Origin of the sequence: Bacillus sp. JJ864, from assembly GCF_036963045.1 — a bacterium.
Taxonomy (GTDB): Bacteria; Bacillota; Bacilli; order Bacillales; family Bacillaceae_G; genus Bacillus_A; species Bacillus_A pseudomycoides_C.
Genome location: NZ_JBALLY010000020.1, coordinates 76,528 through 95,854 on the forward strand (window position 1 = coordinate 76,528; position 19,327 = coordinate 95,854).

19 protein-coding genes and 1 pseudogene are annotated in these 19,327 nt (G+C 38.4%); 6 read left to right on the forward strand and 14 right to left on the reverse strand.

All coding sequences use genetic code 11. The features are described from left to right. Positions 1 to 14: 14 nt before the first annotated feature. Both V7024_RS04410 and V7024_RS04415 read right to left on the reverse strand, forming a co-directional pair. Positions 15 to 329, reverse strand: coding sequence for a winged helix-turn-helix transcriptional regulator (locus V7024_RS04410; protein ID WP_098918868.1), 315 nt, complete (start codon positions 327 to 329; stop codon positions 15 to 17). 368 nt (positions 330 to 697) lie between these two features. Beyond that, positions 698 to 1,540 carry a DegV family protein gene (locus V7024_RS04415; RefSeq protein ID WP_335516186.1) on the reverse strand — a complete coding sequence of 281 codons (843 nt, stop codon included), beginning with the start codon at positions 1,538 to 1,540 and terminating at the stop codon, positions 698 to 700. Between the two features lie 285 nt (positions 1,541 to 1,825). Between V7024_RS04415 and V7024_RS04420 the strand changes: the two genes are divergently transcribed. Beyond that, positions 1,826 to 2,467 carry a YigZ family protein gene (locus tag V7024_RS04420; RefSeq protein WP_335516188.1) on the forward strand — a complete coding sequence of 214 codons (642 nt, stop codon included), beginning with the start codon at positions 1,826 to 1,828 and terminating at the stop codon, positions 2,465 to 2,467. A gap of 412 nt (positions 2,468 to 2,879) precedes the next feature. Further along, entirely contained in the window at positions 2,880 to 4,013 is a 1,134-nt protein-coding gene (locus V7024_RS04425; protein WP_335516193.1) for an LCP family protein, read from the forward strand. A gap of 50 nt (positions 4,014 to 4,063) precedes the next feature. On the opposite strand, the gene wecB is transcribed toward V7024_RS04425, so the two are convergent. From wecB to galE, 3 genes are all read right to left on the reverse strand, one after another. Beyond that, positions 4,064 to 5,179, reverse strand: a complete 1,116-nt coding sequence (gene wecB / locus V7024_RS04430) for a non-hydrolyzing UDP-N-acetylglucosamine 2-epimerase (RefSeq protein ID WP_098918864.1) — start codon at positions 5,177 to 5,179, stop codon at positions 4,064 to 4,066. A 96-nt stretch (positions 5,180 to 5,275) separates the two neighbouring features. Further along, on the reverse strand, positions 5,276 to 6,601 hold the full coding sequence (locus tag V7024_RS04435; RefSeq protein ID WP_335516197.1) for a UDP-glucose dehydrogenase family protein: 1,326 nt from the start codon (positions 6,599 to 6,601) through the stop codon (positions 5,276 to 5,278). Between the two features lie 86 nt (positions 6,602 to 6,687). After that, a complete protein-coding gene (galE, locus tag V7024_RS04440) occupies positions 6,688 to 7,674 on the reverse strand; it encodes a UDP-glucose 4-epimerase GalE (protein ID WP_335516199.1) in 987 nt (328 codons plus the stop codon). Positions 7,675 to 8,067: 393 nt separating this feature from the next. On the opposite strand from galE, the gene V7024_RS04445 reads away from it, so the two are divergent. The 3 genes from V7024_RS04445 to V7024_RS04455 all read left to right on the forward strand — a co-directional run bounded on the left by V7024_RS04445 (position 8,068) and on the right by V7024_RS04455 (position 11,661). After that, positions 8,068 to 9,138: a glycosyltransferase family 4 protein gene (locus V7024_RS04445; RefSeq protein ID WP_335516202.1), complete on the forward strand. Its 1,071-nt coding sequence runs from the start codon at positions 8,068 to 8,070 to the stop codon at positions 9,136 to 9,138. A 153-nt stretch (positions 9,139 to 9,291) separates the two neighbouring features. Beyond that, positions 9,292 to 10,056: a polysaccharide deacetylase family protein gene (locus V7024_RS04450; RefSeq protein WP_335516205.1), complete on the forward strand. Its 765-nt coding sequence runs from the start codon at positions 9,292 to 9,294 to the stop codon at positions 10,054 to 10,056. A 414-nt stretch (positions 10,057 to 10,470) separates the two neighbouring features. Then, the gene (locus V7024_RS04455; protein ID WP_335516208.1) at positions 10,471 to 11,661 is read left to right on the forward strand and encodes a chromate transporter; all 1,191 of its coding nucleotides are present in this window, start codon (positions 10,471 to 10,473) and stop codon (positions 11,659 to 11,661) included. Positions 11,662 to 11,874: 213 nt separating this feature from the next. On the opposite strand, the gene chbG is transcribed toward V7024_RS04455, so the two are convergent. From chbG to V7024_RS04495, 8 genes and pseudogenes are all read right to left on the reverse strand, one after another. Continuing rightward, complete coding sequence (gene chbG / locus V7024_RS04460) at positions 11,875 to 12,579, reverse strand: chitin disaccharide deacetylase (protein WP_335516211.1); 705 nt, start codon at positions 12,577 to 12,579, stop codon at positions 11,875 to 11,877. A gap of 188 nt (positions 12,580 to 12,767) precedes the next feature. Then, complete coding sequence (locus V7024_RS04465; protein ID WP_335516214.1) at positions 12,768 to 14,093, reverse strand: 6-phospho-beta-glucosidase; 1,326 nt, start codon at positions 14,091 to 14,093, stop codon at positions 12,768 to 12,770. Between the two features lie 55 nt (positions 14,094 to 14,148). Next, positions 14,149 to 14,241, reverse strand: a pseudogene (locus V7024_RS04470) (PTS lactose/cellobiose transporter subunit IIA); the annotation flags it as partial. Positions 14,242 to 14,303: 62 nt separating this feature from the next. Next, entirely contained in the window at positions 14,304 to 14,708 is a 405-nt protein-coding gene (locus tag V7024_RS04475; RefSeq protein ID WP_335516217.1) for a DUF3021 domain-containing protein, read from the reverse strand. A gap of 4 nt (positions 14,709 to 14,712) precedes the next feature. Next, on the reverse strand, positions 14,713 to 15,159 hold the full coding sequence (locus V7024_RS04480) for a LytTR family DNA-binding domain-containing protein (RefSeq protein ID WP_335516220.1): 447 nt from the start codon (positions 15,157 to 15,159) through the stop codon (positions 14,713 to 14,715). A 130-nt stretch (positions 15,160 to 15,289) separates the two neighbouring features. Beyond that, positions 15,290 to 15,607 (reverse strand): PTS lactose/cellobiose transporter subunit IIA, encoded by a 318-nt coding sequence (locus V7024_RS04485; protein WP_335516223.1) that lies wholly within the window; start codon positions 15,605 to 15,607, stop codon positions 15,290 to 15,292. A 6-nt stretch (positions 15,608 to 15,613) separates the two neighbouring features. Further along, the gene (celB, locus tag V7024_RS04490; protein ID WP_335516226.1) at positions 15,614 to 16,918 is read right to left on the reverse strand and encodes a PTS cellobiose transporter subunit IIC; all 1,305 of its coding nucleotides are present in this window, start codon (positions 16,916 to 16,918) and stop codon (positions 15,614 to 15,616) included. Between the two features lie 14 nt (positions 16,919 to 16,932). Next, positions 16,933 to 17,235: a PTS sugar transporter subunit IIB gene (locus V7024_RS04495; RefSeq protein ID WP_335516228.1), complete on the reverse strand. Its 303-nt coding sequence runs from the start codon at positions 17,233 to 17,235 to the stop codon at positions 16,933 to 16,935. Positions 17,236 to 17,727: 492 nt separating this feature from the next. Here V7024_RS04495 and V7024_RS04500 point away from each other — a divergent pair, with 492 nt between their 5' ends. Beyond that, a complete protein-coding gene (locus V7024_RS04500) occupies positions 17,728 to 18,879 on the forward strand; it encodes an acyltransferase (protein WP_335516230.1) in 1,152 nt (383 codons plus the stop codon). 75 nt (positions 18,880 to 18,954) lie between these two features. On the opposite strand, the gene V7024_RS04505 is transcribed toward V7024_RS04500, so the two are convergent. Next, on the reverse strand, positions 18,955 to 19,098 hold the full coding sequence (locus V7024_RS04505; protein ID WP_098310977.1) for a hypothetical protein: 144 nt from the start codon (positions 19,096 to 19,098) through the stop codon (positions 18,955 to 18,957). Positions 19,099 to 19,327 lie beyond the last annotated feature (229 nt).

Genomic DNA, 19,327 nt, shown 5'->3' on the forward strand with positions numbered 1-19,327 from the left:
GAAGTTTCACTTTATTAATGAACCCATTTTTCTGCCCATTTTTGTACTTCTTGCATGACATTCTCTAGCGCTTTCCCTTTATCTGTTAAGCCATATTCAATACGGACTGGCACTTCTGGATAAACGGCACGCACAACGATTCCTTCACTCTCTAATTCCTTTAAACGCTCTGATAACATACGATCGCTCATATTCGGAATAATATCAGCAATTTCGCGAAATCGTTTCGGTTCTTCTAATAATGATTTAATTATTAAACCTGTCCACTTTTTACTAAGAAGTGTAAAAGCAGATTCGAACTTTGGACATAAACACGGATTATGTTCCATATGTTTCACCTCTTTTCTATTATAAAATAGTTTCTTATAAAAAGTAAGTAGTATAACTTATTTTTTATATTTTGTAACTACTCAGTTACNNTTTTTTTAAATGGGCGAGAGAGACTGGCGATGCATAAGAGCGGTCAGGGCCTTTTCCTGCCACGTGCAAGGTTTGAAAACAAAAGTAGACAATACGTGCAGGCTCCTGTTGTGTTTGCATGACAGCAGTCTATATGCCAAAAAATGAATTTACAAGTAATAGAGAGACACATCTTCACTAGAATCATACCCTTTTCTAAATTTCTAAAAGGTATAGCGGAGTAGTTACTATATTTTTACCAAAAAAGCTCTCTACTTTGAAAGAGAGCTTCATTTTATTATTTTGTATACCATCCTAAACCAAGTGAACCTTCACCTAAATGGGTACCAATTACTGGTCCGAAATAACCGATTCTAAATTCAACATGCGGGTATATTTCTTTTAATTCCTGTTCCCACTCTTTTGCTTCTTCTTCGCGATTCGCATGAATAATAACAGCTTCCATTGAGATCCCTTTACTTGCTTGTTCATCAAAGATTTCTACAATACGTTTTAACGCTTTTTTACGCGTACGGATTTTTTCAAATGGAATAATAATTTTATCACGGAAATATAATACCGGCTTCACTTGTAATAAACTTCCAAGAAATGCTTGTGCACTATTTAAACGGCCACCGCGCTGCAAATGATGTAAATCATCAACAACGAAGTACGCATCTATCGTTTTCTTCATTTCATCGAAACGAGCAAGAATCTCTTTCGGGCTTTTTCCTTCACTCGCCATTTTTGCACCTTCACGTGCATAAAATCCTTGTACTTCACAGCTAATTTCCGAGTCGTATGTATATACATCTACTCCTTCTACCATTTGACCAGCTGTCGTTGCCGTCTGATATGTACCACTAATGCCGCTAGAAAGATGTATACTAATCACCGTATCATACTCTTTCCCTAGCTCTTCAAATAACTCAACAAACTTTCCGATAGCTGGTTGTGATGTCTTCGGCAGTTCTTCTTGCTCCCTAACTTTCTCATAAAAATCTTCCGCTGAAATTTCCATTTCTTCTTGATAAGATTCATTTCCGAAAATAACATTCAAAGGAATCATATGTATATGTGATTCTTCACGTACATGTTTCGGTATATATGCCGTACTATCGGTTACAATAGCTATTTTCATTTTCGTACCTACCTTATAAACAGTTTTATTATTTATTGTACATGAAAATGGAAAAAGGTGCATTAACTGACGAAAACGAGAGGGAAAGATTATAAACACTATTTCAACAATTTACAACACAAAAATTCAAATTATAATAGAAAGAGCTAAATTTCTGCAAAAAAGATTTGAAACTCTAAACTAGCCCTTTTAGAATAAAGAGTACTGGTAATTTATCCCGTTCTAATCGGGATTAAAATACACATTGATAAAAGTTGCAATTTACAAGGATGGGAGCGTATATCATTGTTATTACAATATTTCACAGTAAAGGGATATGGCGAACACGAAATAGTTATTCAAAAATCTCGCTTTATTTGCTATGTAAACCGCGCAACAACAGAAGAAGAAGCACAAGAATTTATCCAAAAGATTAAAAAGCAACATTGGAATGCAACCCATAATTGCTCTGCCTACTTAATTGGTGAACATGACCAAATTCAAAAAGCAAACGACGACGGAGAGCCGAGCGGTACGGCCGGTGTACCCATTCTAGAAGTATTAAAGAAGCGTCACTTAAAAGATACTGTCGTCGTTGTCACACGCTATTTTGGGGGCATTAAACTCGGAGCGGGTGGTTTAATTCGTGCATATGGAAAATGTACAAGTGAAGGTCTCAATCATATCGGCATCGTTGAACGAAAACTGATGCGCGTCATGAAAACGGAAATTGATTATACATTACTTGGAAAAGTTGAACATGAATTACGTAACTCTATATACACTATTAAAGATATACATTACTTAGATCACGTTACATTCGATACGTATGTGGAGGAAGACAAAAAACAATCCTTCATAGAATGGATGATTGAAATCACAAATGGGAAATGTACAATTAACGAAGATGAGATGCTATATTTAGAACAAGATATAGCACATCAATAAATAGTAACCACTCAGTCACTCTATGAAAAGCCGATAGAAAAGCATTTTTTTAAGTGGTCGAGAGGGACTGGCTATGTATAGTAGCGGTCAGGTCCTTTTCCTGCCACGCGCAAAGTTTTAAAACAAAGAAAGGCAGCGAGGTGTAGGTCCATTTTTATCCCGCATTAACGAGCAGTAAGACCCCCACCTTAGAGAAGCGAAGAAGATAGGTGGGGGGACAACTGCCCGTAAAAGCCCGATTGGTTCAACTAACCATCAGTGAGAAAAGCGTCACTGATGGAAGTTTCACTTTATCTTCATGGCAGCAATTATAGGTAAGCGGATTTTCGCTGGAATTATACTCCTTACCAAATTTCTAAATGAAATGTATGGCTGAGTAGTTACAATAAATATTACTTAAAGGAGATTATTTATGGAAGATCGTTATCATCATCTCCAGAATAGAAAAGCGAAAAAGAAAAGAAGACGCAAAGGGTTCATATTCCTCATTTTTGCTCTCCTTATTGGAGGCGCAGGAGTTTATGCTTATAATTCCTATTCTTCTTTAATGGGAATTTATAGCGGCATGAAACACGATAAATCGAAACTCCGTACAGAAGATGTAGAAATTACGAAAAAGCCATTTAGTCTTTTAATTATGGGAATTGAAGATTACGCAACAGGCGGCGAAAATGGACGAACCGATTCCTTAATGTTTGCAACAATTAATCCAAATTCACAAAAAGTATCATTAATGAGTATCCCGCGTGATTCACGCGTAACAATTGTTGGGCGCGACAAAAAAGATAAAATCAACGCTGCTCATGCCTACGGCGGCGAAAAAATGACAAGAGACACAGTAGAAAACTTTTTAAAAGTACCTGTGGATCACTATATAAAACTGGACTTTAAAGGATTTAAAGGTATCGTCGATGCTGTTGGCGGCGTTACAGTCGATGTTCCATTTGATTTTTGGGAACGATCTGATGTGAACTATTATAAAAAGATTGAGTTTAAAAAAGGACAACAGCATTTAAACGGAGAAGAAGCATTAGCTTATGTTCGGATGAGAAAGCAAGATCCAAATGGTGATTTTGGACGCGCAACTCGTCAACGTCAAGTACTTGCAGCGGTCGTACACGAATTAAACTCACCTTCTACCGTATTTAAGATAAATGACCTTGCAAAAGCAATCGGGAAATACATCAAAACAGATATACCTATATCCGACGGTCTTGCACTCTACAAAAAATTCTCTGGTTTTGATGCATCTAGCATTCAAACAGTAAAACTGGAAGGCGAAGATAAGAAAATAGATGGAATTTATTATTTCATTCCAAACGAACTAAACATCCAAGAAGTTCGCCATACCTTTAATCAAAACTTAGAAATACCAGATCCTGCGTCAAATACGCAAGAACAATCTGAATCAAAAGAACCGGCTAAACCAACGAACGGCTCAAATACAGAACAAGAACCAGCTAAACCTGACCAAGATTCGAATACACAAAAGACACCGTCATCCAATCAGCAATCAAATGAAGAATGGCAAATGTCTCCTCACTAAGAAAAAGCTGTCTCCTTTCAAGGAGACAGCTTTTTTTCTTCTAATATGCATTATTTATTAAAATGTTCAACAATCGCTTTCACAATACGCTCTGACGCATGGCCATCACCGTATGGATTCGATGCTTTTGCCATTGCACTGTGTGCTTCTGTATCTGATAATAACTCGTTTGCTAAGTTGAAAATTGTTTCTTCATCTGTACCAGCAAGCTTTAATGTACCTGCTTCAATACCTTCTGGACGCTCTGTTGTATCACGAAGAACAAGAACTGGCACACCAAGTGATGGCGCTTCTTCTTGCACACCGCCAGAATCCGTTAACATTAAGTGTGAGCGGGCAGCAAAGTTATGGAAGTCAATTACATCAAGCGGTTCGATTAAATGAATACGATTATGCTCCCCTAAAATTTCTCCTGCAATTTCACGAACAACAGGATTCATATGTACTGGATATACAACTTGTACGTCTTCATGTGTTTCAACAAGACGTTTAATTGCACGGAACATATTACGCATCGGCTCACCTAAATTTTCACGACGGTGTGCTGTCATAAGAACAAGGCGATCATCCCCAACCTTCTCTAACACCGGATGTGTATACGATTCTTTTACTGTCGTTTTTAACGCATCAATTGCTGTATTTCCTGTAATAAAAATGTTTGCCTCTTTTTTATTCTCTTGTTGTAAGTTTGTTGCAGACTTCGTTGTTGGTGCAAAATGAAGATCTGCCATTACACCAGTTAATTGACGGTTCATTTCTTCTGGATATGGAGAATATTTATCCCATGTACGAAGGCCAGCTTCCACATGACCAATTGGAATTTGATTATAAAAGGCAGCGAGACTTGCAATAAATGTCGTTGTTGTATCACCATGTACAAGAACGATGTCTGGTTTCGCTTCTTTCATAACCTTATCTAAACCCTCTAAACCACGAGTTGTAATATCAATTAACGTTTGACGGTCTTTCATAATATTTAAATCATAATTTGGCTTAATACCAAAAATGTCTAACACTTGATCCAGCATTTGACGATGTTGTGCTGTTACAGTCACAATAGACTCAATTTGCTGTGAATGTTTTTGCAATTCTAACACGAGAGGGGCCATTTTGATAGCTTCCGGACGCGTTCCAAAAATCGTCATTACTTTAATGCGTTCTGTCATGTTCAATTCCTCTCTTCTTTCAGTTTCTCAATTCGTCATGTACGACAACACTTATTATTATATATGAGAATCCAAAATGACAAAAAGAAATATTTCCTAAAAAACATGTGAAACATTACGCTTTCGTATGACCCTTCTGCCTATGGAATAGTAATCAATCGCATATTTCTCCGCTTCTTCTAGCGCATAACAATTTCTTCCGTCAAATACAATTGGTTCATTCATAAGCTGTACATATTTCGCAATCGGATACGTTCGAATACTTTCCCACTCCGTTACAATAAATGCTGCGTCTGCTTTTATAATCGCTTCGCTTATATCCACGCTATATTGTACGCGATTCATAAAGATACGCTTTGCATGTAAAATCGACTTCGGATCATACACAATAACGTGAGCACCTCGTTCCAATAGCTGCTCAATAATGAGAAGAGATGGGGCTTCCCGTATATCATCTGTATTTGGTTTAAATGAAAGACCGAGAACAGCAACTCGTTTTCCTTGTAAATTCATGACTTTCTCTGCTTTTTCCACAAGTGAAGCTTGTTGCTTATTATTCACTTCAATGACCGCTTTTAGCAGCCTAAAATCATGAGCCACATTCCCCGCAATTTGCACAAGTGCATTTGTGTCTTTCGGAAAACAGGAACCGCCATATCCAATACCCGCTTGCAGAAAATGCGGACCAATTCGTTTATCAATCCCCATCCCAGCTGCCACTTCTGTCACATTAGCTTGTACTTTTTCACATATGTTTGAAATCTCATTGATAAAGCTAATTTTCGTTGCTAAAAAAGCATTCGATGCGTACTTAATCATCTCCGAACTACGTATATCCGTTGTAAACACTTCAATTGGCAACGTCTTATAAAGATCGGCAACCCGATTCGCAACCTCTGTTGTTTCCGCTCCAATTATAATGCGATCGCCATGAAAGAAATCGTGCACCCCGCAGCCTTCTCGTAAAAACTCCGGATTTGATACAAGCTGGACACTTATATTTGTTTGTAATGACCTCTGAATCCATTCTTTCATCGCATCATTTGTTCCAACCGGAACCGTACTTTTCGTTACGACGATTACATCTTGTTTTGCATGCATCCCAATATCACAGCACACATTTATAATATGTGTTAAATTTGCAGATCCATCTGAGTAAGAAGGTGTACCTACCGCCACAAAAATATAATCAACTGCCTCGTAAGCTTCTTCTCTTTTTGAAGTAAATGATAGTTTCTGTTTCAAAACAGCATCTTCCAATAATTTTTGTAACCCCGGTTCGTATATCGGCAGTTCATTTTCTTCTAGCAACCGTATTTTTTGTTCGTTAATATCAAAACACGTCACAGAGTGCCCAAGCGTCGCAAGTCCAACCCCTGTCACTAACCCAACATACCCAGTACCTACCACCGTAATTTTCATACATACACCTCCTTCTTATGGTTCGTTTCATCTTTTAAGCTTTCGCAAAAAAACAAGTCAGCTGCTTACCTGCAGCTGACTTGTTTTCACTTACTATATCCATTCGGATGGGATGTATGCCATTCCCAAGCTGTTTGAATCATTTCTTCAAGCGAATATTTTGCCTTCCAACCTAATTCGTTATAAATCTTTTCTGATGAAGCGATAAGTTGTGCTGGATCTCCAGCACGGCGCTCTGCGTGAATCACATTTGCTTTTTTCTCAGTTACACGTTCACACGTTTCAATCACTTCTTTTACAGAAAAGCCTTTTCCGTTTCCTAAATTGTATACTTCATTTGTTTTTTGTTCATTTTGTAAACTTTGCAGTGCTAAAATGTGCGCCGCCGCTAAGTCTGTCACATGAATATAATCGCGAATACAAGTGCCATCATGTGTATCATAATCTGTACCAAAGACAGCAATCGATTCACGTTTTCCTAATAAGTGCTGAAGCACAAGCGGAATTAAATGTGTCTCTGGCGTATGATCTTCTCCAATTGTTCCTGATACATGAGCTCCCGCTGCATTAAAGTAACGAAGTACAACATATTTCATGCCATAAGCTGCATAGAAATCTTGTAAAATATGCTCAACCATTAATTTAGAACGTCCGTATGTATTGATTGGATTTGTTGCAGTCTTTTCCGTAATCATATCTGTCTCCGGAATTCCGTACGTTGCCGCTGTTGAAGAGAAGATAAATGATGTTACGCCATGTTCTATCATTTTCTCGAGCAACGTAATCGTTGCCGTCACGTTGTTTTTATAATATTTCAATGGATTTGAAACAGATTCACCAACAAGACTATTTGCCGCAAAATGCATAACAGCATCAATAGAATAGTTACTAAATACACGATCTAAATCCGCCGCGTTACTTAAATCTCCTACTTCTAAGATTGCTCTCTCATCAACACTTTTACGATGACCAGTTGATAAGTTATCTAATACGACCACTTCAAATTTTTGATCTAACAATTGTTTTACTGTATGACTTCCAATATATCCTGCTCCGCCAACAACTAAAATCATGGTTTCTCCCCCTATAAAAAATATATCATCCGATAGCTCCATATTTATTATAAAGCAATTCCTACCTGTAAAATCAACCTTCTCCTAATAACTCGTAACACAAAAGAATTCACCTTTACTCTACCATGACCTTCATATAACATTTACCATCAACCTTAAATATAGGAAACATACATATTTTTCTGTAAAATATCCATATTAAGACTAATTTTCATCAATAATTCGCTTTTAAAATGTCATATATTTCAGTTATTACAAATTGAAGTCAGGCGAAAAAAAGATTGAATTCCACTCTTTTTATGATACCATATGTTATGAGCCAAAAACATATATTGACTTTTTAAGTAAAAGAGAGAGATTTCAATACGTTAAAATATAAAAGGTGGGGTATTAATGGACTCACGAATTATTTATGCAGTTTTGGCATCTTTCATTACCGTACTGATTGCTACCCCTTTCGTAATTAAGTTAGCATTTAAGATTGGGGCAACAGACAAGCCAAATGCTCGTAAAGTACACCAAAACATTATGCCTCGTCTTGGCGGACTGGCAATCTTTATCGGAGTTGTGATAGGGTGCTTTGTTAGCGGCTTGTATGAACAGCGTATCGTATCGATTAGTATAGGTGCTGTCATCATCATTATCATTGGAATACTAGATGATATGTATGAATTATCTGCAAAAGTAAAATTCGGCGGACAACTTGCAGTCGCATTGTTAATCGTGAAAAACTTACAAATACCAGTGCTTTACATTCCAATTTTAGGAGAAACTGAACTTGGATGGCTATCTTATCCAATTACAGTCTTTTGGATTGTCGGTATTACAAACGCTATTAATTTAATTGACGGACTTGACGGATTATCAGCTGGCATATCTTCCATTGTTCTTGCAACATTAGCTTACATGGCTGCTACGAGCGTTACTGGTGCCGGTAGTGTAATCATTTTACCGCTCGCACTCATCGTATTAGCAAGTACAATTGGATTTTTATTCTATAACTTCCATCCAGCGAAAATCTTTATGGGAGATACAGGGGCACTGTTTTTAGGATATTGTATTGCGGTGCTATCACTACTTGGACTATACAAAAGCGTAACATTGTTTAGCTTTATCGTTCCAATCATTATTTTAGGAGTACCAATCTTTGATACAACATTTGCGATTATTCGCCGCGTTGTAAATAAGAAACCAATTTCAGCACCAGATAAATCTCATTTGCATCACCGCTTACTGGCTATAGGGTTCTCTCATCGAACAACGGTGCTAATTATTTATGCATTTGGTATTTTCTTTAGTGTGAATGCCATTATTTTTTCAAAAGCAACATTATGGCTCTCGATTGTTCTTCTATTCCTTCTTATTTTAATTACTGAAATTGTGGCAGAGATTATCGGCCTTGTCCATGATCGCTATAAACCAATTATTTCAGTCTATAAAAAAGTAAAAAGACGTGAAGAATAAAAGTAGTATAACCAATACAACCTAAAAATATGCAAACAGGACGATCTCTGCAAAGAAATTCTCCTGTTTTTTTGTTTTCCAAAATATAGTTCGTTTGAGAATGTCCGCCTTGGAGCAAGATAACAGTACAATCTTCAGATTAGGGTGAGCATCATGATTAAGCGAACACTTTTATTTATTTGTTTGTTTTCTACTATCATCTTATGTTTTCTATCACCTATGCAGGCTGCCGTTGTACCTTCACATGAGAATCGCCCTATCTCTCATTCTGAAACACAACTGCCACGTCAATATACAGCTGCTCCGCAAACAAAAGTGGCTTATTTGACATTCGATGATGGACCAAACAAATACACATCACAAATTTTGAACATTTTAAAGCAAAAAAACGGAAAAGCAACCTTCTTTGTTATCGGTGGTCGCGTCTCCCGTTATCCTCAAACAACAAAACGAGTAATTGGAGAAGGTCATTATTTAGGATTACATAGTATGTCCCATAATGCAAAATCCCTTTATAACGGTGATCCCTCTATTTTAGTTTCTGAAATGGAACAGGCCCGGGAAATTGTTCGGGCCATCACTGGAATTGACACACATCTCGTTCGCGTTCCGTATGGCAGCATGCCCTATTTAAAGAAAAATTATCGAGATGCCCTCGTTGCATCTCACTATAAACTGTGGGATTGGACAATCGATACATACGATTGGAAAAGCGCTCATAATCCATCTGCCGTATTAGAACGAGTAATGAATCAAAGTGATAAACCAGTCGAAGTCATTTTAATGCACGATTCAAACGTTACTGTACAAATCTTACCAAAAGTCATTGACTATCTTCATTCACAAGGATATACACTCCTTCCTTATAATCCTTCTTCTCATTTAGAAGTGAACTTTTGGAAGGACGCGAGATTATAACAGCTTTAGTCTCTACTAAAGCTGTTCAATTTCTATATGTATACCTACATAAAACCACTTCAACCAAATGAAAAGCACTTGAAATTGGTTGAAGTGGTTTTTATAATGAAATTCTTTGTTAAAAAAGAAAAAGAACATAAGAAGCCTCAACGAAGAGGTTTCTTTTGTTCTTTCTCAATGACAAGTGATTTTGCAGAACTATTATCCGTTGGCTCAAAGATAGTTAGGAGGCTATCTTCTTACATTTTTACTGTAACATAAAAAGTTACTTCTCACATATGCAATTTTACATATTCATAACATTCTTGTTATTTTCTTATTTACATAGATTCGATATGATGTATAAATACAAGTTAAAAAACGACATCTTCCTTTATAAAAACCTTATTCAAGAAAAAGGTGACTCCTATCACTATGAAATCTAAACAAAGTATCGTAAAACACTTGCAAATATTAATAGAAATCTTTCTCGTTTCCACGAAACTTGGGCTCACTTCCTTCGGAGGACCTGTTGCACATCTTGGCTATTTTCATAATGAATACGTTCAGAAACGAAAATGGATGGATGAAAGAAGCTACGCTGATTTTGTAGCACTTTGTCAATTCCTTCCCGGCCCTGCTAGTAGTCAAGTTGGAATCGGAATTGGATTATCACGAGGCGGTATACTTGGAGCGATTGTTTCTTGGCTTGGATTTACGCTCCCTTCTGTTCTTACGCTCGTCCTATTTGCTTCATTACTGCAGCAGATCGATATTGCAAACGCGGGATGGATTCACGGCTTAAAACTAGTAGCCGTAGCAATTGTCGCTCATGCATTATGGGGAATGGCGCAAAAGCTAACACCAGACCGGGGCCGCGCAACGATCGCAGTCATCGCCGCGGCTACTGTTCTATTATTCCAAACAGCTTGGGTACAAATTATCGTTATTCTATTTGCGGGCATCATTGGACGGCTCTTATACAGGGAACATACGATAACCGCTGAAACAGAAATATCTATTCCCATCTCACGCAAAGTCGCAGCACTATGTCTATCTTTATTCTTTCTCTTATTAATACTATTGCCGATACTACGCCCTTTCTCGCACTGGATTTCTATGTTTGATAGTTTCTATCGCTCAGGCTCTCTCGTCTTTGGCGGCGGTCATGTCGTTCTTCCGCTCCTAGAAAATGAATTTGTGTCAAACGGCTATATAACGAAAGAACAATTTCTCGCTGGCTACGGAATGACGCAAGCCGTTCCTGGGCCATTATTCACATTTGCCGCTTATATTGGGGCTATTATGGATGGAACCGCCGGGGCAACAATTGCGACAATTTCCATTTTCCTTCCCGCCTTCTTACTCGTTGTCGGCGTACTGCCTTTTTGGGATGCACTGCGCCGTAAACCGTACGTACAAGGGGCTATGTTCGGTATAAATGCAGCGGTTGTCGGCATTTTACTCGCCGCTTTCTATCATCCGATTTGGACAAGCTCGGTTATGCAGCCCGCTGATTTCGTTGTCGCATTACTCTTATTTACAATGCTTGCCTTTTGGAAAATGCCGCCGTGGGTCATTGTGATAATTGGTGCGATCAGCGGGATGATTTTGTCGATACTATGAAACGAGACTGATGGAAAAAGCACATAGATGCTGTTTCCGTCAGTCTCGTTTTTACGTTCCTACCAATATATCGGCGGAAGTATCACTTTTATCGGCGGTTCGACACGATTTAAAGACCCTTCGACAACGTTCAACATGTGAATCGTCCATTCACTAGAACTGGATTACACCGCAAGATGGACTTTTTTGGCCAACTCCATTTCTGTACTACCCCTAAAACTTCACAAGCTCGATCCCGCCCGGAAGCTGACTCTCTGTTAAAATACGTAACTCTTCAACACGTTTCATGACATAAGACGAACATTTCAACAGCTCTGCATCTATACAAGCTGGATGTACCATAATTTCAACGATTGTCCCGTCTTGTACACGCTCATTTAATTTTGTAAAGTAATCGTCCGTTACACCATCCCCGTAAAAATCATGTAAAAACACATCAGAAAACGGGCGTACTGCACGTTCTTGTTCACAGCGGCGCACCGGAAGATGGTATTTTTCTGCTAATCGTTCTAATACATCGTGCAAAATTGGCAGTGCATGTACATGATGATGACTATCAAGGTGTGTCGGTGTTAAGCCATATGATAGAAACTTTTCAATTTGCGCCGTCCACTCCCGCTCGGCATCATCTAGATCTATATTCTCTTCTCGCACCGTACTTTGCGAATGAAACGAACCATCTTCTTTTACAAGAGAAGGTACATCAGAAAGAAGCGGTTTTCCTGCGGTTAATACAAGATGTACGCCCACTCCGAGCGTCTTATATTCCTTCGCTAATTGCACTGCATGTTCTGTCCCTGGCATATTCATCATCATCGTTGCCGAATTCACAAGTCCGTTAACATGCGCATCAATAATGCCGTAGTTTACACCTCGTGTTAATCCAAAATCATCTGCGTTTACAATTAATTGAATCATGACATCCTCTCCTGTATGCATTCATTTTGATGTTTCAACAGAAAAATCTCAATACCCACTACTTCATCGCACGGGGCAAAAGCAAGCCCTGACCGCTCCTATGCACGGTCAGTCCCTCTCGACCACCCTAAAAAAGAGTCTTTTTTCACTTCAAATTCATACTAATTCTAACTGAAAAAAAGCGGGCTTCACAGCTCCGCTTTCTTAAAAAACTGCGGAAGATACTCCTTATGAGCTTCCAGCATTTCATCTAATATTTGTTTTGCTACTTTATCAGATGGGACAAGCGGATTAATGGTCATCGCAAGCAGTGCTTTATGATAATCACCTGTTATAGCGGCTTCAATTGTTACGCGTTCAAACGATTTAATTTGCTGAACTAGACCGCGAACTGGCACTGGTAAGTCCCCAACTGCAATCGGTTTTGGACCATCCTTTGTAATCACACAGTTTACCTCAACAGCAGAATCAACTGGTAAACTTGCGATTGCACCATTATTTCGTGTATTTACAGGCTGAATATCACCTTTATTGTTATAAATAGACGTAATTAAGCTACAAGCTGCATCGCTATAATATGCTCCGCCGCGTTTTTCTAGTTGCGGTGGCTTACTATCTAAGTTTGGATCTTTATACAGTTCAAACAGATCATTCTCTAACTTTTTTACCACTTCTGCACGTGTACCATTTTCCAGTGACGCCTTCTTTTCTTCTTCTAACATTTCGCGTGTTTTGTAATAGTAACGGTGGTATGGGCATGGAATTGCTCGAAGCGCACGAATGAAATCAGGCTCCCAATCCAGCATCGCAATATTTTGCATCGTCATTTGTTTCTCTGGATCTGTCATAAATTCCAGCACACGGTCCATGACGCTCACACCATCTACATACACATCTAGCCCGTACACCATATGATTTAAGCCTGCAAAATCAACGTGTACGCGGCTTGGATCTACCTCGAGAATCTTCGCTAATCCCATACGAATCCCAATCGGAACGTTGCATAATCCAACAACCTTTTTAACGTTTGTATAGCGAAGAACAGCTTCTGTTACCATACCTGCTGGATTTGTAAAATTAATTAACCATGCATTCGGGCAGAGTTCCTCTATATCTTTACAAATAGCTAAAATAACCGGAATCGTTCGTAAAGCTTTAAATAAACCGCCAGGACCATTTGTCTCCTGACCGATTACATCATACTTTAACGGAATGGCTTCATCTTTGCCGCGCGCTTCTAACAATCCAACGCGAAACTGCGTTGTCACAAAGTCCGCATCTTTTAACCCTTCGCGGCGATCTAGCGTTAGATGAATATCAATTGGTACTCCTGCTTTTTTCACCATACGCTTTGCTAAATTACCAACAATCTCTAACTTTTCTTTTCCTTCTTCCACATCAATTAACCAAATTTCCCGAACAGGAAGTTCATGATAACGCTTAATAAAACCTTCAATCAACTCCGGCGTATAACTAGAGCCACCGCCAATGGTTGCAATTTTTATTCCACGCATACTACATGTTCTCCTTTCGCATTGATTGTTTTATAAATTGAAAGTTTATTCAGTGTAGTAATGGAATTTCTATTTTTTCTCCTCTTGCTTCTGATTGTATGAGCTTATTTTGGAAATGATGCGCTTCATTCATCGTTTCCCGGGCTTCTTCAACTAAAGCAGTATAAAAATACGCCAAATGCATTTCACACTTGGCGTACATTTATATTTCTATTTCAGCTGATTATTTAAACTCTCAATCTTTTTCTTCCAATATATTGTCATCGCAAACCATATAATAAAATAGACGAAGATAAAGATTCCTACGCAAATGAGAATGGAACTTACATGATTAGGAATCCACCCCAACCATACTGCCACTGGAAGAAATGTTCCTAATAATATAATGAAATGAATGATTGTTTGTTTTAATAAGCTCCATTCCTCTCTCTCAAAAACGAAAGAAGCAACAGAAAAGATCACCCCAATTATATTTGCTACAACAAGATTGATTAACAATGTCCTTGTCTCTATTGTCTCCATCCCGTTTGCATAACCGATTCCCAAAAATAATAAGCTATAAAACATCGCCATCCCCATACCAGCTGCTAGCTTTGCACCTATTCTATCCATCATCATACTAACCTCCTATATTTAAAACTTCTTTAATAATCGGTACATATTTTCGCGAAACGTACTCTTTCATTCCATTTGAAAAATGGGCACACATGCTGCCACTAAACGACATTTCAAAACTTTTTACATGCTTTATATTTGCAATTGTCGATTTTGAGAACCTAACAAATCCTTCTCGCTGTAAGGAAGTCTCTAATTCATATAACCGATGTTTTACTTCCAGATTTCCTTTTGACGTTTGGGCAAATACTTTTCTGCCTTCTGAATAGAACCAATATATTTCCTTGAACTCCAATATATAAAACTGCTGCTCTGCTATCCCAACAATTTGCTTGATCGTCCCCCCTTCTAATATTTTCAAAATGTGCTGAACATCTTCAGTCATTTCTTTCGTCCTTATCACGATTTCTAGTTCTTCATGTGCTGGGTCTAAATCAATATGAATCTTCATATCAGCCCCCCTTTACTACTTCATTTTTACATAAATGTGGAAAAAATAAATGGATATGTACATAAGTGGTCCCGTTATTTGTTTCACTTGTCGTTTTTGGTGCATGAAAAAGACCTTGCACACGCAAGGCCTATTTTCCCTCTAACATCTTCCTATATAAATCAACAAACTCACTCGCTAATTCCTTCATTATTATAGCATTCATAAGGTGATCCTGTGCGTGAACGAACAGTAACGTAAGTTCGACCCGTTCGCCGCCTGCCTCTTGTTGAATCAATGCTGTTTGTAAGCGATGTGCTTCCTTTAACTCGCTGTCTGCTTCTTGCAATTTTCCGTCCGCTTCGGAAAGCTTTCCTTGTTTCGCAAATTGAATTGCCTCCATTGCTGAGCTTCTCGCATTTCCCCCGTGTAAAATTAAATGAAAAGCTGTTGTCTCTATCGTATCCATATCCTTCTATTGCTCCCCCTTTTCTTCTGCCTGCTTTTGCTTATCCCACATTTTTAGGAATGGGAAATAGATGAAAAAAGCTAAGAAGAAGTTTACTAGCTGCATTACAACACCTGAAATCTTACCGCCCGTTGCTAAATAGCCGCTAAACAGAATCGGTGTTGTCCACGGTACAGCTGCGCCGCTTGGCCGCGCCACAAAACCCCATTCCATCGCAAAATATGTCACAATCGTTAGGACAAGAGGAACAAGAATAAATGGAATAAGAAGAAGGGGATTTAACACAATTGGCATTCCAAATGTCACCATCTCATTAATATTAAAAATACCTGGTCCAATGGATAACCTGCCTAAACTTTTTAACTGCTGACTTCGTGCGAATAGTAACATCGCTACGACAAGTGCGAGCGTTGCCCCAGAACCACCCATATAAATCCATAAATCAAAGAATTGCTTTGTAATTGTATTTGGCAGATCCTGCCCAGCTTGAAAGGCGACGCGGTTTTGATCCATTAATGAAAGCCAAATGGGATCCATCACTCCGCCAACAATTGCCGCTCCGTGAATCCCGCATGCCCACAATAATTGAACAAGAATAATCGCAATCACAGCTCCAAATATGCTAGCACCAAGTGTACTAAGCGGTGCTTGCAGCAATTGTCCCACAATATTATGAATGCTGCCAAATGAAGTGCGCTCCAAAATTAGCCGTATAATCCATAGGGCAGTAATCACAACAAAACCAGGAATAAGTGCAATAAACGAACGCGATACTGCTGGCGGTACTGTTTCTGGCATTTTAATCACAATATTTTTTTGGATAATAACGCGGTATATTTCTGTAGATATAAGTGCTAAAATCATCGCCACAAATAAACCTTGGCTGCCAGTAAGTGCAGCTGGGATCACGCCTTCTACTAAAATACTTTCCTTTGTCGTTTCTACAATATGAGAAACTTGAAATGGTGTTGCTAATAAGAAGGATACAAGCGACAACGCCCCTGATGCTAATGCATCTACTCTATATTGTTCCGCCAACCTGTAAGCGATTCCAAAACTAGCGATTAAAGACATAATATTAAACGTAACACTTACAGGATACCCTAATACTTTTTGCCAACCATCCCCAAATAAGTTGGCCATGAAATCATTATATCCAGGTATCGGCAACGCACTAATAATTAAGAAAAATGATCCGATAATTAAGAAAGGCATCGTTAAAATAATTCCGTCTCGAACAGCTTGTAAGTGACGCTGCTCTGCAATTCTTCCTGCTACAGGCATAACGTATCTTTCCAAAAATCCCGTCATTCTCTCCACTCTCCTTATGCCTTCATTGACAATGCTGCTTGTAACACCGCTTCCCCATTACAAAGTCCATAATGTACAGGTTGAATGACATTCACAGGTATTCCTTTTTCTTTACAAAGCTCTTGCATTTTCGGTAATAGATAACGTACTTGCGGGCCAAGTAATAATACATCCGCTTCATCAATATGATTGCGCACATCCGCCCCAGATACGGCCCAAATTCTAGCTTCTATCCCTTGCGCCTCTGCTGCTCTCTCCATCTTTGTAACAAGCAAACTCGTAGACATCCCCGCGGCGCAGCAAAGTAAAATGTTCATATGATGCCCCCTTTCTCATTAGCTCTTTACAGCTACCCATAAGGTTAAGCTAACCTATATATATGTCTAGGGAAATTCTTATATGACGAGCATATAAAGTGAAACTTCCATCAGTGGGGTTTTTTTCATCCCCCACTGATGGAAAGCCCGCCCAATCGGGCTTTTACGGGCAGTTGTCCCCCACCTACCTTCTTTAGAAAAGCGGAAGCGGCTCGTCCAGAATGTGAGGGGGATGGAGCTTCTGACGTAGAGGTGTTTTTTACCTCGTAGGAAGAAGCGAAGCCACCGAACATTCTAGCCACTGGAACTGGACAATACTCTCTCTCAATCTTGAGGCGGGGGATCTTACTGCCCACGAATAGCAGGATAAACAAAAATTCTCTTTGCATTTCACACATTGACACGAAATTGTTACAAGTTTCACAAAGTGTCTATATCACTATCCTCGTTCCTGTACTATTATAATCGTGTAAGGAATAGGAGATGATGACAATGACACAAAATGCACCCGAGTTTAAAATCTTGCAAAGCATCGCCTTTCTAGCAGTTGTTCTGCAAAGCTCATTACTATATACAATGAACCTTGGAAACTTATCACTTGAGCAGTCTATTGTTATCGGCATGCTATTTAATCTAGCGAAGTTCTCGGCTCCGGCATTTATTTTCATTGTCGGCTTTCATCTAATTAGTCAATATACAAAACAGATGCTATATACACAGTACATTTATGAAAAAACAACAAGTTTACTAGCACCATATTTCTTTTGGTCCATTGTTTACTTATTGATGGCGAAGCAAATACCATCCCTATGGGGTGTGATTCATAGCCTTCTGCTCGGAACAGCAGCACCGCACCTTTGGTATGTTGTGATGATGTTTCAAATTCATTTATTGTTCCCGCTTCTTTGTTTCGTCTTTCACTGGTTTCATAGACGCATTCATAACAAGCAGGATGTATATCGGTATACATTTGCCTTTGCTCTCATTTACTTTCTATTAATGTGGTTCTCATCTCACTACATTTTCAACGGAGAGCCATTAACAAAATTTACAACTTTACATTATACAGATCGCTCTTTCTTATTCTATTCTTTCTATTTTGTTATGGGAGGAATTGCAGCAGTTGCCCTGCAAGCTTGGCGTACCTTTATCTTTAAACATTTGCCACTTGTTACATGTTTATTTTTCGCTTTATTTCTATTCATTAATTATGAACTCTTTAGTTTTCATGGTGTAAATACAATTCGCCTTACTGTTACAACATATTTAAAACCATCGATGTTTGTATACATCGTTTGTGAAATTGTCATTTTATATGCGTTATCTATAACAATTGCACAGCATCGCACCTTCTTACATAAAGGGCTTCGCTATATTGGGAACTTTACGTACGGAGCGTATTTGGCACACTTTTTCTTCTTACAAATGAGTGTGAAACTATTATCTTTCTTTGCCTTACCAACAAACTCAATTGTATATAGCATATGCTTATTTAGCTGCACAGCCATTTTATCTTTAGGAACAATCATTGCGTTTAGCTATATGCCATTTCATAAATGGATTACAGGCCCGACTCCTTCTCTCTCACTTTCTTTATCATTAAGTGAAGCCTCCATTAAGAAGGGCTTACTATTTCGCAAATAACACCATACAAAAGAGGTAACCTTTTTCAGATTACCTCTTTTTCTTTATTGCTATAGTAATGAAGTTATCCCTTCACTACACGCTTTCTTTTGCTGGCCGATATAATGCTTGTACGAGACGATCATATTCACGCCTAGTAATTTCTTTATTATATAGCTTTAACAATAAATCTTTATGCTCTTTCGAAAATGCCATTTTTTTAATGACTTCTGGATACATGAAAACTTCCCCCTCCGTTTCATGAATACGACTAAATCCAGTGAACATTAGCATTTCTGCCCTATAGTTTATAAAAACAGCCGAAAAGAACTTACGTTCGCATAAAGCATTATAAAATATTTTTCTTCAAAGCACAATTCTAAAATGAAAATTCTTCTTTTTGTTTATTTTCTGAAGATTTAAACATTACAATCTCTCCTCAAGTACATACATATTTTTTGTCACTTTT

Bases quoted from the DNA above. Each gene is read 5' to 3' on its own strand.
- V7024_RS04410 (WP_098918868.1), bottom strand. From the start codon at position 329: ATGGAACATAATCCGTGTTTATGTCCAAAGTTCGAATCTGCTTTTACA.
- V7024_RS04415 (WP_335516186.1), bottom strand. From the start codon at position 1,540: ATGAAAATAGCTATTGTAACCGATAGTACGGCATATATACCGAAACAT.
- V7024_RS04425 (WP_335516193.1), top strand. From the start codon at position 2,880: ATGGAAGATCGTTATCATCATCTCCAGAATAGAAAAGCGAAAAAGAAA.
- wecB (WP_098918864.1), bottom strand. From the start codon at position 5,179: ATGACAGAACGCATTAAAGTAATGACGATTTTTGGAACGCGTCCGGAA.
- V7024_RS04435 (WP_335516197.1), bottom strand. From the start codon at position 6,601: ATGAAAATTACGGTGGTAGGTACTGGGTATGTTGGGTTAGTGACAGGG.
- galE (WP_335516199.1), bottom strand. From the start codon at position 7,674: ATGATTTTAGTTGTTGGCGGAGCAGGATATATTGGAAGTCATACAGTA.
- V7024_RS04445 (WP_335516202.1), top strand. From the start codon at position 8,068: ATGGACTCACGAATTATTTATGCAGTTTTGGCATCTTTCATTACCGTA.
- V7024_RS04450 (WP_335516205.1), top strand. From the start codon at position 9,292: ATGATTAAGCGAACACTTTTATTTATTTGTTTGTTTTCTACTATCATC.
- V7024_RS04455 (WP_335516208.1), top strand. From the start codon at position 10,471: ATGAAATCTAAACAAAGTATCGTAAAACACTTGCAAATATTAATAGAA.
- chbG (WP_335516211.1), bottom strand. From the start codon at position 12,579: ATGATTCAATTAATTGTAAACGCAGATGATTTTGGATTAACACGAGGT.
- V7024_RS04465 (WP_335516214.1), bottom strand. From the start codon at position 14,093: ATGCGTGGAATAAAAATTGCAACCATTGGCGGTGGCTCTAGTTATACG.
- V7024_RS04475 (WP_335516217.1), bottom strand. From the start codon at position 14,708: ATGATGGATAGAATAGGTGCAAAGCTAGCAGCTGGTATGGGGATGGCG.
- V7024_RS04480 (WP_335516220.1), bottom strand. From the start codon at position 15,159: ATGAAGATTCATATTGATTTAGACCCAGCACATGAAGAACTAGAAATC.
- V7024_RS04485 (WP_335516223.1), bottom strand. From the start codon at position 15,607: ATGGATACGATAGAGACAACAGCTTTTCATTTAATTTTACACGGGGGA.
- celB (WP_335516226.1), bottom strand. From the start codon at position 16,918: ATGACGGGATTTTTGGAAAGATACGTTATGCCTGTAGCAGGAAGAATT.
- V7024_RS04495 (WP_335516228.1), bottom strand. From the start codon at position 17,235: ATGAACATTTTACTTTGCTGCGCCGCGGGGATGTCTACGAGTTTGCTT.
- V7024_RS04500 (WP_335516230.1), top strand. From the start codon at position 17,728: ATGACACAAAATGCACCCGAGTTTAAAATCTTGCAAAGCATCGCCTTT.
- V7024_RS04505 (WP_098310977.1), bottom strand. From the start codon at position 19,098: ATGTATCCAGAAGTCATTAAAAAAATGGCATTTTCGAAAGAGCATAAA.